General features: G+C 56.6%; 11 protein-coding genes. 8 read left to right on the top strand and 3 right to left on the bottom strand.

The genetic code is table 11. The annotated features are described in order from the left end of the window. Window positions 1–173: 173 nt before the first annotated feature. Window positions 174–437 carry a late competence development ComFB family protein gene (locus A8B84_RS06465; RefSeq protein WP_064227477.1) on the top strand — a complete coding sequence of 88 codons (264 nt, stop codon included), beginning with the start codon at window positions 174–176 and terminating at the stop codon, window positions 435–437. 13 nt (window positions 438–450) lie between these two features. On the opposite strand, the gene A8B84_RS06460 is transcribed toward A8B84_RS06465, so the two are convergent. Beyond that, window positions 451–2,916 carry a DUF349 domain-containing protein gene (locus A8B84_RS06460; RefSeq protein WP_064227478.1) on the bottom strand — a complete coding sequence of 822 codons (2,466 nt, stop codon included), beginning with the start codon at window positions 2,914–2,916 and terminating at the stop codon, window positions 451–453. Window positions 2,917–3,094: 178 nt separating this feature from the next. Between A8B84_RS06460 and A8B84_RS06455 the strand changes: the two genes are divergently transcribed. Further along, window positions 3,095–3,565, top strand: a complete 471-nt coding sequence (locus A8B84_RS06455; protein ID WP_064227479.1) for a regulatory protein RecX — start codon at window positions 3,095–3,097, stop codon at window positions 3,563–3,565. A gap of 20 nt (window positions 3,566–3,585) precedes the next feature. Here A8B84_RS06455 and mltF read toward each other — a convergent pair whose 3' ends face one another. Further along, window positions 3,586–5,100, bottom strand: a complete 1,515-nt coding sequence (gene mltF, locus A8B84_RS06450; RefSeq protein WP_227512653.1) for a membrane-bound lytic murein transglycosylase MltF — start codon at window positions 5,098–5,100, stop codon at window positions 3,586–3,588. Window positions 5,101–5,381: 281 nt separating this feature from the next. Between mltF and purL the strand changes: the two genes are divergently transcribed. Both purL and A8B84_RS06440 read left to right on the top strand, forming a co-directional pair. Further along, complete coding sequence (gene purL, locus A8B84_RS06445; protein ID WP_064227480.1) at window positions 5,382–9,287, top strand: phosphoribosylformylglycinamidine synthase; 3,906 nt, start codon at window positions 5,382–5,384, stop codon at window positions 9,285–9,287. A gap of 416 nt (window positions 9,288–9,703) precedes the next feature. Next, window positions 9,704–10,015, top strand: a complete 312-nt coding sequence (locus A8B84_RS06440; RefSeq protein WP_064227481.1) for a YqfO family protein — start codon at window positions 9,704–9,706, stop codon at window positions 10,013–10,015. A 9-nt stretch (window positions 10,016–10,024) separates the two neighbouring features. Here A8B84_RS06440 and A8B84_RS06435 read toward each other — a convergent pair whose 3' ends face one another. Next, window positions 10,025–10,576, bottom strand: coding sequence for an NUDIX hydrolase (locus A8B84_RS06435; RefSeq protein WP_064227482.1), 552 nt, complete (start codon window positions 10,574–10,576; stop codon window positions 10,025–10,027). 97 nt (window positions 10,577–10,673) lie between these two features. Here A8B84_RS06435 and A8B84_RS06430 point away from each other — a divergent pair, with 97 nt between their 5' ends. From A8B84_RS06430 to purT, 4 genes are read left to right on the top strand one after another with little or no spacing between them, the layout of a single operon-like run. Then, on the top strand, window positions 10,674–11,261 hold the full coding sequence (locus A8B84_RS06430; protein WP_064227483.1) for an NUDIX hydrolase: 588 nt from the start codon (window positions 10,674–10,676) through the stop codon (window positions 11,259–11,261). A gap of 1 nt (window position 11,262) precedes the next feature. After that, the gene (locus A8B84_RS06425; RefSeq protein WP_064227484.1) at window positions 11,263–11,796 is read left to right on the top strand and encodes a gamma carbonic anhydrase family protein; all 534 of its coding nucleotides are present in this window, start codon (window positions 11,263–11,265) and stop codon (window positions 11,794–11,796) included. Further along, a complete protein-coding gene (locus A8B84_RS06420; protein ID WP_064227485.1) occupies window positions 11,793–11,981 on the top strand; it encodes a DUF1289 domain-containing protein in 189 nt (62 codons plus the stop codon). The genes A8B84_RS06425 and A8B84_RS06420 overlap by 4 nt, the downstream gene beginning before the upstream one ends. 21 nt (window positions 11,982–12,002) lie before the next feature. Then, the gene (purT, locus tag A8B84_RS06415) at window positions 12,003–13,193 is read left to right on the top strand and encodes a formate-dependent phosphoribosylglycinamide formyltransferase (RefSeq protein WP_064227486.1); all 1,191 of its coding nucleotides are present in this window, start codon (window positions 12,003–12,005) and stop codon (window positions 13,191–13,193) included. The last annotated feature ends 190 nt before the right edge of the window (window positions 13,194–13,383 follow it).

Genomic DNA, 13,383 nt, shown 5'->3' with positions numbered 1-13,383 from the left:
CATATTGTTTTCGGAATTGATTTACCGATGACATAACCATAGCCGGTTGCAGTTGCGGGGTGTAATGACGCGGGCTGCCAATCGCATTGGCGAAATTGCTCATGAACCATGACAAGGAGAGAGGTGGCTTCTATGGTGTTAGAAACCGCAGACGAATTCAGGAGGCGCAAGCCATGTCTCTGCGAGATGCGATCGACAATTTTTACGAACGGCTGGTGGTGGATGCCATTGAGGCAACGCGGCAGGAGTCTGACACAGCGGACTATCTTGCCGACGTGATGTGCGTGGCCCTCAACCGGCTGCCCACACGGTATTACCGGCATTCAATCGATATGATGTTTTATCTGGCGGACGAGGAGCTTAAGGGGATGAAAGAGAAGTCCCTGGCCGCCGTAAAGGAAGCCAGGGAATTCGTCAGAGAGCATCAGCGGGAGTAAGCCGCGGGGCGAATCAGGCCGGATTCAGGTTGGCGAGGGCCTTGTTCAGGCGTTCGGCCAGCTCAGTATTTGCGTCTTTGCCGATTCCGCCCAGACACCAGTTCGCGAGCAGCGTTTCCACGTCCTGCATTTGATCGTTGTCATTGTCTGCGGACCCCATGCCATCGGCGAGGCGCTGGACCTGGATTTCCATGCGGCGCTGCTGGTCCGCCTCGGGGGAGGGGACACCGCAAAGAATTTCCGCTCGGATAACCAGCTCGACCGGATCACTGGTGTCTGAGGTCTGTGCCAGCGCGGCCCAGTGTTTCGGCACTGACTCATTGGCGGTTTCGCCCGTTGTGGCGGCCATCACCAGAGACTGCCAGGACGCCATTTTTGCCCGAAGCTTAAGGGTGGAAAGGATCTGGTTCAGCCGCTGTTTTTCCTGCTGAACCTGTTCTCTGACGCCCTTCGACAGGGCCGAGGCATCGATCTCCCGAAGCATCGTCAGTGCCGGCGTTATTGCCTGTTCATCACTGTCGGCGGATAGCCCGGAAGCCTGGTGAAGGCCCGCCTGTGCGGACTCGTCGGCGGCTCTCGATGCCTGCTGCTGCTCCGTGCGTTCGGCATCGCGGCGGGCAAAGATCTGGTCGCAGGCCTTCCGGAAAGCCTGCCACATTTTGCGGTCTTCCCGATGACGGGTAATGCCGATCGCCTGCCAGTCCCCTTGAAGGGCCTTGGCCTGATTCATGGCCTCCTGAAGCGGTTCGTGGTCAACCAGTGCCTCGGCTTTTTCCACAATCGCCTGTTTCAGTGTTTCGTTTTTCCGGCGTTCCTCATCCAGTGGCGCTTCCAGTCGTTTGAGCAGTTCATCGAAGCGTTTCTGAACAGCACGATTGTCCCGGAATTCCACCGGCCAGGCTTCCTTCCACTCCTGGCGGGCGGTCTGGTGGATGCGCTCTGCGGCCTTCCAATCGATAGACGACCAGTCGGCGTTGTTCAGGAAGCTCTCGAGTTGCTCGCAAATGGCGGACCGCTTCTCCAGATTGGCCTGCTTCAGGCCCGATTTCGCAGAAAAGTAGGCCTTGCAGGGCTCATAGGCCTTGTCGGAGGCAGCCTTGAAGCGGGACCAGAGCGTTCGGTCGGAAGAGCCGCCCAGATCGCGCCACTCATTCTGCAATTCCTTGATTCGCTCCGCCTTGGCTTCCGGGTCCATGGGTTGCTCTGCCAGATATTCCATTTGCTCACACAGGGCAATCTGTTTCGGCTCGGTCGCAAAGCCCTGCCAGTCCGAGAGCTCCCTCAGTTGCCCGTTCAGCAGTTGCATCCGGGCCTGGAAGGGTTTGGCGTGGCGTTGATCCAGATCCCGGAAATGCTGCTGGGCGGTTTTGAACAGCTGTTTCGACTCTTTCAGCTGTTTGGCCTCAAGGGCATTTTCCAGTTTGTTGAGGTCGACTTCGAGCCGATTCGCCAGGGATTTCTGCTGCTCCTGGTCAACACGAGGCTGGGTCGGTGCCTTGGGCTTGCCGGCCAGTTTTCGCAATGGCTCCAGCAGAGTGGGGGTGGGGTAGCCTTCCGGCCAGTTGATCTCGGCAACCAGGTTCTTGGCCTGGGCGCGCTGCTCGTCAGTGGGATCGCCTTCGCCTTCAAGCAGAGCGCCGAGTTCGACGATGGTGTCCCGGTCCTGGGTAATCCGACGGACAGAACTGAGATAATTGCGCAGCGCCAGCATGGCGGTCTCGTAGGATTTCTGTTCCTGCTTTTCCACTGTCGTATCGCGGGTTGCTTCCAGCCAGCGGTTTTCCTGGGTCTTCTGCAGAGCATCCAGAGAGGCGAGTGAGGGCAGGGTCTCTGGCGGTTGTGCCTTGAGTTCATCCAGTGTGCGGGTCAACAGGTCCAGGGTTTCCCGGCGTTGCAGTCGCTGCTCATCCTGGCGCTTTTCATCCTCCGCGGCGGACTGCAGGGCTGCAATGCGCTCCTTGCAGCGGTGCACCGCTTCCAGAAACGCCTGTGTCTGTTCCGGGGTGGCATGCTCTTCCACGTCGGTCCACTGCTTCAGCAGGGCATCAAGCCGGGCCTCGTAGAGCTTGGTGTCGTCGCTTTTTGCCTGGTCCTGTGCGTGACGGGTCAGGGTGGCAATGGTCTGGCTAATGCTGTCCAGTCGGGCCTGTTCTTCGCGCCGCTGCTGAAGTGCCAGTTTAACGATCTGGTAGACACCTTTGTCACGGCCTTTGGCCTGTTTCTGCACTTCCTGCAGGCTCGCTTCGTCGGTCAGTCTGCCTGCAGCGGACTGCCGGATATCCGCGGTAACGCCCTCAATAGCAAGCTTGGCCAGGACATCCTGGGATGGTTCGCTCTCCAGTGTTTTGAGCTGTTCTTCCCTCCGGTCAGTCCGGGTATCTTCCTGTTCGACAGGCTCTGGCTGGGTGGCTTTGCGCTGTTTTGGCGTTGCCTCGGTTGTCTTGCGGGATCTGAACAGTTTCTGGATGAACGCGGCCATAAGAGTATCCTTGGGTGTTGAAACCAGTTCACGGTGTCGGGCACAGTTGTGTCGCCACCGGCCATCGGCCTCCGGTTCGGGGCGCCGGGTAGTTTGACTGGTCAGCCTGAGGTGCTGGCCAGTTGGAAAAATTCGCGGCTAGTCTAGCGTTTTGTGTGCGTATGCGGAAAGGGTCTGTATGGCAAAACAGGAAAATCAGGACGATCAGGAATACAAGGCCCGGGCAACGGCGCTGAGATTGCTGGCCAGAAGGGAGCACAGTCGCCTTGAGCTGAGCCTGAAACTCCGTCAGAGAAAGGTGTCGGGCGACATTATCGACGCCGTTCTGGATGATTATGAGAAAGAGGGTTGGCTAGACGATAACCGGTTCGCTGACGTCTACGCTCGCCAGAGAATGGACCTTGGTTACGGACCGCTACGCATTCTGGGCGAACTTCAACAGCGTGGTGTGCATAAGACTCCGGAGTGTGTTGACGGGATGACTGAGGAAGACTGGTGTCAGCGAGCTATTGGTATCCGCGATAAGCGGTTCGGCCTGGGAGATCTCAGTGAAGACTGGGACGAAAAAGTGCGTCAGGCGCGTTTTCTGAATCGTCGGGGCTTTTCCGCCAGTCAGGTGGAAAGAGCCCTTGAAGCTCGCGCCGACTAGCCCACTTCAGATGGGGAGCTTCAGAGGGTCGGCGGGATCATGCCGAGCTCTGCTGGCAGGCCCGCCCGGAGTTTTTCGTCGGGCTGCAGTTCGTCGGCAAGGATCCCCGATTTCGGGTTCTCCTCCATCTGTACGATTTGCTCCTCCTGCTCTGGCGCTGGTGTGGCCGGTTCGTTGAGCCTGGCCAAGACATCATAGTAGCGCCGGATATTCTGAACGTAGATGACCGGTTCATGGCCCCGGGCGTAGCCAAAGCGGGTCTTGGTATACCACTCCTTCTGTGCCAGCAGTGGCAGGAATTCTTTTACATCCATCCATCGGTCGGGGTCCTTTCCAGCGCCTTCTGTGAGGCGACGGGCGTCCTCGAGGTGCCCAAAACCCACGTTGTAAGAGGCGAGGGCGAACCAGGTACGGTCCGGCTCGGTGATCCGTTCGGGGATCTTTTCGTGCACGATCCGGAAATACTTGGCGCCGCCCTGGATGCTCTCCTCGGCGTCGAGGCGGTTATTGATGCCGATATGGCTGGCAGTGTTCCGGGTCAACATCATCAGGCCGCGGACCCCGGTGGGGGACACCGCGTTGGGCCGCCAGTGGGACTCCTGATAACCGATGGCCGCGAGCAGACGCCAGTCCATATTGAAGTCCTTGGCATAGTCGCGAAACAGTGACTCGTATTTGGGTAGGCGGTTTTCCACATGGTGCATGAAGGTGCGGGCGCCGACATAATTGAGCCGGTCCAGGTGACCGTAGAAGCGTTCGGCAATCTGGGCCAGGGTGCCGTCGGCCTCCAGAGTGTCCAGAAACTGCCGGGCAGCGTTTGCCAGGGATTCATCCTGTGCCGACGGGAAAAACCAGGCCAGTTCGCCGGGTTCTCCCACGGCAAATGCCTCCTTCACCATCGGGTAGAACACGTGATTCAGGTCGAGTTCATTGGAGGAAACCATCGCGTAGGGGAATTCGCCGCTCTCGACGCGGGATAGTACGCCAGCGGCGTCGAGGCCGGGATGCACTTGCCACTGAAGCTCCGCGATTTCCTCCCGGGCTTTTTGGAGGCGATGCTCATGGTTGCTGTCGGCCACCACGTGAAGGGCTTTTCCGGCCAGGTCTTTCAGTGACTCAGGTCGCTCTACGTCCCGGTTATAAACCAGTATCGACTGTGCGGTAATACCGGTAGCCACGGAATGGAAATGACCGGCCGTGTCGGGCTGACTGGACAGCCCCAGCATGCCCAGGTGGGCATAATTCTTATCCAGTACCGACAGGATCTCAGTATTGTCATCGGCGACGCGGATCCGGAGCTTTACCCCCAGTTCATTAGCGAACAGCTTTGCCAGTTCATAGTCGTAACCGGTAGGGCCGCCCTCACTTTCCACATAGATAGAGGGTGCCGTACGGGTGATCACATGCAGCACACCCTCATCCCGGATTTCCTGGAGAGTGCTGGGTTGTGAGCATCCAGTCATTAGTAGGGCGGAGCCAAGTAAGAGAAGCGTCTTGGCGGATGCGCCTGTTAAAGCAGCAAGAATTCTGGGCAAGTCCCTGATCTCCGTCACGTCTGGATCATCTGGTTGCAGAGCCGCTTGCAGATCTGCACCCCTCTCTATCCTGAGTGTGGAATTCCTTTCCACCTGGTCAATGATCCTTGGTGTCGGATGGTTGGTCAATAAATCTGGTTAATTAATATGCAAAACAATGTCAATTGTACGGTCGGGGATTAACGCTTCAAGCGCTGTATCCCGGCCTCGCTTTCGAGTATCATGGCGGCCTTTCAAATTGCACCCAGACTTCCCCGTTTCGCGCGATACAGGTTGATATCATGCTTGAACTTCGCGGCGCTCCCGCGCTTTCGCCATTCCGCTCCCGCAAACTGCATTCCCGGATTCAGGACATCGTGCCTGAAGTCGAGCACGTTTATGCAGAGTTCATGCACTTTGTCGATCTAGAGGCGGATCTCTCTGACGCAGAGCAGGCTATCCTTGACCGACTGCTGACATACGGCCCCAGCGTGCCGGTGGAGGATCCGGACGGGGTTCTGTTTCTGGTCGTGCCGCGCCCGGGAACGCTTTCACCCTGGTCCAGCAAAGCAACAGACATTGCCCGTAATTGTGGCCTTCGTCAGATTCACCGAATCGAGCGGGGTACGGCCTACTACATCCGTTCTGGTCGTAAGCTTGGCCTGGAACAGCGCGAGAAGATCGCAGCCCTGCTTCATGACCGCATGACCCAGAAAGTATTTCATGAAATGGGCGGGGCGGAGCTGCTGTTCAGCCATGAGGAACCGCGACTCCTCGGGCGGGTTCCTGTTCTGGCGGGTGGCCGTAATGCCCTGGTTGAAGCGAACTCTCGCCTGGGGCTGGCACTTGCCGAAGATGAAATCGACTACCTGGTGAAGTCCTTCACGGATCTTGAGCGGGATCCGACCGACGTGGAGCTCATGATGTTCGCACAGGCGAACTCCGAGCACTGTCGACACAAGATCTTCAATGCCTCCTGGGATATTGACGGCGAGGGCCAGGAAAAATCCCTCTTCGCGATGATCCGCAATACCTTTGAAATGAACAGCGAAGGCGTCCTTTCGGCATACAAAGATAACGCATCTGTTATCCGGGGCAGCCGGGGTGGCCGCTTCTTCCCGGATCCGGAGACTGGGGTCTACGGATACAACGAGGAAGATATTCACATCCTGATGAAGGTGGAGACACACAACCACCCGACGGCGATTGCCCCTGCGGCCGGTGCGGCAACAGGCTCCGGCGGCGAAATTCGCGACGAGGGCGCGACCGGTCGGGGTTCGAAGCCAAAAGCGGGTCTGACTGGTTTCACAGTCTCCAACCTGAACCTTCCGGACGACCCCCAGCCATGGGAAATCAACTATGGCAAACCGGAGCGGATTGCTTCAGCTCTCGACATCATGATTGAAGGGCCTATTGGCGGTGCGGCGTTCAACAACGAGTTCGGTCGTCCCAATCTGGCCGGCTATTTCCGCACCTTTGAAGAGAAAGTGCCGGGTGCCGCTGGCGAGGAAGTCCGCGGTTACCACAAGCCGATCATGATTGCCGGAGGTCTTGGCAACATTCGTGAAGAGCACGTGGAGAAAGGCAATATCCCGGTGGGTGCCAAGCTCATCGTGCTGGGCGGGCCCTCAATGCTGATCGGTCTTGGTGGCGGCGCTGCTTCGTCCATGGATTCGGGTTCCAGTAACGAAAACCTGGATTTTGCGTCGGTTCAGCGGGACAACCCGGAGATGGAGCGTCGCTGCCAGGAAGTGATCGACCGTTGCTGGCAGATGGGGGGCAACAACCCCATCGCGTTTATTCATGATGTTGGGGCCGGTGGTCTTTCCAATGCCATGCCGGAGCTCGTAAAAGATGGAGGCCGCGGCGGCAAATTCGAGCTTCGCGACATCCCCAGTGATGAACCTGGGATGTCGCCGCTGGAGATCTGGTGTAACGAATCCCAGGAACGGTATGTGATGGCAGTCGCTCCGGAGAATCTGGAACGGTTTGATGCCCTCTGCCGCCGGGAACGTTGCCCCTATGCCGTGATTGGTGAGGCGACAGAGGCCCACCATCTGGAGCTGGGTGATTCCTACTTTGACGACAAGCCGGTTGACCTGCCGATGGAAGTGCTGTTTGGCAAGCCGCCGCGCATGCACCGGAGCGTCAGTCGCGCTTCTTTTACCAAGCCCATATTCGACTCCACCAAAATCGATCTGGACGACGCCATTCGCCGTGTGCTGCGTCTGCCGTCCGTTGGCTCCAAGAGCTTTTTGATCACCATTGGTGACCGGACCATTACCGGCCTGGTTGCGCGGGATCAGATGGTCGGGCCCTGGCAGGTCCCGGTCGCTGACGTGGCTGTGACTGCCACTTCCTTCGATGTCCGCACTGGTGAAGCCATGGCCATGGGCGAGCGCACACCGGTTGCAACGCTCGACTCCCCTGCGTCTGGTCGCATGGCCGTGGGTGAAGTGATTACCAATATGGCCGCCGCTCTGATCGCGAAACTGTCCGATATTCGCCTGTCTGCAAACTGGATGGCGGCTGCCGGACATCCGGGCGAGGATGAAAATCTCTATGAAACCGTTCGTGCAGTAGGGATGGAGCTGTGCCCGGAGCTGGGTATTACGATTCCGGTCGGCAAGGACTCAATGTCCATGAAGACCATGTGGGAGGAAGACAGCGGCGAACAGAAGAGCGTAACTGCACCGCTTTCATTGATCGTCAGCGGCTTTGCACCGGTAACCGATGTTGCCAGAACCCTGACTCCCCAATTGGTTAAGGATGCCGGAGAGACCGACCTGATTCTGGTGGATCTCGCTGCCGGTCAGAACCGCCTGGGTGGTTCCGCTCTGGCTCAGGTGTACCGTCAGGTCGGTGCTGTGGCGCCGGACCTGGATGATCCCGAGGACATCAAGGCTTTCTTTGCGGTCATTCAGGGTCTGAACTCTGACGGTAAACTGCTGGCCTATCATGACCGTTCGGACGGTGGCCTGTTCGTCACGCTGGCTGAAATGTGCTTTGCCGGCCGATGTGGCGTTGATATCAAGCTGGATGGCCTTGCTGAAGATCGCAGCCAGTTTGCCAGGGAACTGTTTAACGAAGAGCTGGGTGCTGTTATTCAGGTGCGCAGGGAAGACACCGGTTTTGTCCTGCAGCAGTTCTCTGCCGCGGGTCTTGGCGACTACATCAGTGTGATTGGCAGTCCGAATGACACCGACAGCCTGCGCCTCACCTTTGAGGGCGGCACGGTAGTGGATGAACCTCGTGTAGAGCTTCAGCGTCTATGGGCGGAAACCAGTTACCGCGTTCAGTCTCTGCGGGATAACGCCGATTGCGCCCGCGAAGAGTTCGATAATCTGCTTGATGCGGAGGATCCCGGTCTTCACGCCGAGCTCTCCTATGACATCAACGAGGATGTGGCCGCCCCCTATATCAACAAGGGAGCCCGTCCGAAGGTTGCAGTTCTGCGAGAGCAAGGTGTTAATGGACAGGTTGAAATGGCGGCTGCGTTCGATCGCGCCGGTTTCGATTCTGTAGACGTGCACATGAGCGATTTGCTCTCTGGCCGGGTTACGCTGGATGGCTTTAATAGCCTGGTTGCCTGTGGCGGATTCTCCTACGGTGACGTTTTGGGCGCCGGTGAAGGGTGGGCCAAATCCATTCTGTTCAGCGATCGCGTCAGGGACCAGTTTGCGGCATTCTTCAATCGTCAGGACACGTTGGCACTCGGAGTGTGTAATGGCTGTCAGATGCTCTCCAACCTGCACGAACTCATTCCGGGTAGCGAAGGCTGGCCTCGTTTCGTACGCAACCAGTCCGAGCAGTTTGAAGCACGGCTGGTTATGGTTGAGGTGATGCCATCGCCGTCTGCGTTCATGGACGGTATGGCCGGCTCTCGCATGCCCATTGCGGTTGCCCATGGCGAAGGCAGGGTTGAATTTGCCAGTGGCACCTCCGCGGAGGCACTCTCCGAAAACGAGCTCGTGGCGCTGCGCTACGTGGATAATCGCGGGCAGGCAACGGTTCGTTATCCCTATAACCCGAACGGTTCGGAAGCCGGAATTACGGGGCTTACTACCCGCGACGGCAGGGTCACGATCATGATGCCGCACCCTGAGCGAGTGTTCCGGGCTGTTCAGCATTCCTGGCGTCCATCAGAGTGGCAGGAAGACGGTTCCTGGATTCGCATGTTCCGAAATGCGAGACGCTGGTTCGGTTAAATTCCCGCGTCAGTAAAGAGCCGGTTCTGGGTGCGCTCAACATGAGCGTTTTCTCCAGAGCCGGCTTTTTTATTGGCTGCCCCGTTTCTGGGCATTTTTCAAGGGAAAAATTCGGCGAAAATGGCAAAAATTCCCTTGACTCAGTATTTTTATGCACATTGCTGGTGCCTTCCTGTTTGTTCTGTGAACAAAGACCGGGAAATCGGTTCAACTTTTGCGCAAAACACATAAACTATTGAAAAATATAGAATAAATTAATCAGGTGATTTTGTCGCCAATTTAACGAAAGTGCAGTGATTACGGGGTTTGGGGGCGTGTTCCCAAAAACTTTCCCCAGAGTTATCCACAGATTCTGTGGGTAAGTGTCTAAGCTATTAATCTGTACAAAAAATATCCGATCCAAGGGAGGGTTTTCGATGTACAAGATGTGTTATTTCGTTCCGGAAACTCATGTTGAGCAAACCAAGCAGGCATTGTTTGATGCCGGAGCTGGTCGTATTGGTGATTACGATTGTTGTGCCTGGCAATGTCTCGGAAAGGGGCAGTTTCGTCCGCTTGAAGGAAGCGATCCATTTCTTGGCAAAGCCGGTGAGATTGAAGCGGTGGATGAGTACAAGGTTGAGCTGGTTTGTGCTGACGAGCTGATACGGGACGCTCTCGCAGCGCTCAAGCGGGCCCACCCCTATGAGGAGCCCGCTTACGAGGTCTATCGAATGGAGGAGTTGTAGCCGGCGGCCTTATTTGCGGTCTTTCGCCATGGGGTGGCGGATGTCGCTCACATGCACACCGAAGGACTCGCGCCTGAAGTCGGCCAGGAACAGCTCCAGGGTGCGCTTCACGGTTGGAAAGGAGATCTCCTCCCAGGGGATCTCATCCAGCCCGAACAGTCTGGATTCCAGAGATTCCTCACCTGCACCGAAATGCCCGTCTTTCAGTGTCGCTCGGTAGAACATGTGAACCTGATTGATGTGCGGAACGTCGATGATCGAGTAGAGGCCCTCAATATTCACTTCAGCGAGGGCCTCTTCCAAAGTTTCGCGCTCAGCGGCCTCAATAGTGGTTTCTGCGTTCTCCATGAATCCGGCGGGCAGCGTCCAGTAGCCATAGCGCGGTTCGATAGCTCTTCGGCACAATAATATCTGCCCCTCCCATACGGGAACGGTGCCGGCGACAATGCGAGGGTTCTGGTAATGTATGGTATCGCAGCTGACACAGACATAGCGGTGACGGTTATCGCCTTCGGGGATGCGTTGTTCAACCGGTTGGCCGCATGTGCTGCAGTACTTCATGATTTTCCCCGTATACTGAAATTGGTGTGGTAGTCAGTTTAACGATCCCGGCTGCCTCTGTCTCATCCAACCTCCGGATGTACCGTGGAGACGAACATTGCGTGATTTACTTGCCGAGCGCCTCGCCGGCTATGCGCCGCGGCAGCTGGCGCTGGATTATCCCGAGGCCGGGATTCTGGTCCCGATAACCGATGATCACCGAAACCCCGAAATGATTTTTACGCTCAGGTCTGAAAATCTGAGCACTCATCGCGGGCAGGTAGCCTATCCTGGCGGTAAACGTGATCCTGAAGACCCGTCTCTGGCAGCAACCGCGTTGCGTGAAACCCACGAGGAAATCGGACTGCCGCCGGACCAGGTGCAGATCATTGCGCCTCTGAGCCAGGTGATGTCCCGTTACGGAATTCTCGTGACCCCATACGTTGGCGTGATTCCCGGGGATCATCCTCTGGAGCCGAATCCGCACGAGATTGAAAGTGTATTCCGGGTACCGCTCTCCTTTTTCCTGGAGGACCGACGCGAGCGCACAGACGCTCTCAATTTCCTGAACCATACGTTTTACGTGCCTTGTTATCGGTGGGAACGCTACGAAATCTGGGGTTTGTCGGCAGTGGTTCTGGTTGATTTCCTGAACGCTGTGTACGATGCCGGAATTGACCTGCTTGAACCGCCCGAAGGAGGCTGAGATGTTTTACCAGTTGAATGACCGAACGCCAGAGCTGGAAGGTGAGGGGCACTTCGTTGCCGACAATGCGTCTGTGATAGGCCGAGTCCGGCTGATGGAGAAAGCCAGCGTCTGGTTCAACGCCGTTGTCCGTGGTGACAATGAGTGGATCACGATAGGGCCAGAGACGAATATCCAGGACGGTTCCGTTCTGCATACCGATCCCGGTATGCCGCTCACTCTTGGAAGGGGCGTAACGGTTGGCCACAAGGTTATGCTTCACGGCTGCGAGATTGGCGATTACTCATTGATCGGTATCAACGCGGTCGTTCTGAATGGTGCAAAGATTGGTAAGCATTGCCTGATCGGTGCCAATGCACTCATACCTGAGGGGGTGGAGGTGCCCGATGGTTCCATGGTTGTCGGTTCACCGGGCAAGATCAAACGGGAGCTTAATGACAACCAGAAAAAGATGCTGGAAATGAGTGCGCAGCACTATGTGCAGAATGCAGCCCGCTATGCTGATGAGCTCAAGCCCTGCGAGCCGAAGAAATGAGTGTCGCTGACAAGGTACGCTCGCCCTGCGTGAGCATTTGCGCCCTTGATGAAGATGATGTCTGTGTTGGCTGTCATCGAAGCGGAGACGAAATCACCCGTTGGACCGGTATGGATAATGAAGAGCGTCGCGAGGTGCTGCAGAAGGTGGCGGAACGCGAAAAGAAATCCCTGATTCACGGCTAATTGTAAAGGTGCTGGCAGATCATGACTGACTCAGTTCGAATTGGTACACCCCTCAAAGGCAACGCTTTCAGGGTTCTGTTTTGCGGATCCGGTGAGCTTGGAAAAGAAGTAGTCATCGAGTTGCAGCGCTATGGCGTTGAGGTTATTGCCGTGGATCGTTATGCCGATGCGCCTGCCATGCAGGTGGCTCATCGGAGCCATGTCATCGACATGCTCGACGGCGCCAGTCTGCGCCGCGTCATTGAGCAGGAAAAGCCGAATCTGATCGTTCCTGAGATTGAAGCCATTGCCACGCCGGAATTGGTCAAGTTGGAAGAAGAGGGATATCACGTCATTCCAACGGCGAGGGCGGTAAACCTGACAATGAACCGTGAGGGAATCCGTCGGCTTGCTGCTGAAGAGCTGGGATTGCCAACGTCGCCATACCGCTTTGCTGGTTCCCGGGAGGAATATCTCGCAGCGGTGAAGGAGATAGGGCTTCCACTGGTGGTAAAGCCGGTTATGAGTTCCTCGGGCAAAGGACAAAGTACGGTCAAGACCGAGGGAGATATTGAAGCGGCTTGGGAATATGCCCAGTCTGGCGGACGTGCCGGTAAAGGAAGGGTGATCGTTGAGGGGTTCGTCGATTTCGATTATGAGATTACCCTGCTGACCGTCAAGCATCGGGACGGAGTTTCGTTTTGTGAACCCATAGGGCATCGGCAGGAAGACGGAGACTACCGGGAATCCTGGCAACCCCAGCCGATGGCGCCCCTGGCCTATGAGCGTTCGGCTGAAGTCGCCCGGGCCGTGGTAGAAAATCTCGGTGGATATGGCATCTATGGTGTCGAGCTCTTTGTTAAAGAAGACAGCGTCTGGTTCTCAGAAGTTTCGCCACGTCCCCATGATACAGGGCTGGTAACCCTGGTATCCCAGGACCTCTCCGAGTTTGCGCTGCACGCGCGGGCTATCCTGGGTCTACCGATCCCCTCGATCCGTCAGACCGGTCCATCGGCATCGGCGGTGATTCTTCCTGAAGGAGATTCAACAGAGGTTTCCTATTCAGGGCTTGAAGCGGCGCTTTCGGAGCCGGATACCCAGTTGCGCCTTTTCGGAAAGCCCGAATTAAAAGGGCGTCGTCGAATGGGGGTTGCGCTGGCGAAGGGTGCTTCTGTAGAGGAAGCGCGGAAAAAAGCGCGCGGCGCGGCACAATCGGTTATCGTTGAACCATGAATCTTTATCGAATGTTGGTGTCATAAAGAGGAATCGTGAGGTTTCATGAAAAAAATCAAAACCAATCGTTGACACCTCCTGAGAGGTCTGTAGAATGCGCATCTCTTTCGAGGGGTAAGCCACTCAGGCAGCTCCGGATTCGAAAGGCAACTGTTTGAAAGTACTGAAGAAAACGAGTTTTAAAATTCTT

The organism is Marinobacter sp. EhC06 (genome assembly GCF_001650915.1).
In the GTDB taxonomy this organism is placed as follows: Bacteria; Pseudomonadota; Gammaproteobacteria; order Pseudomonadales; family Oleiphilaceae; genus Marinobacter.
The sequence above is the reverse complement of the archived record's forward strand: the minus strand, read 5'-3'. Positions and strand labels throughout refer to the sequence as shown.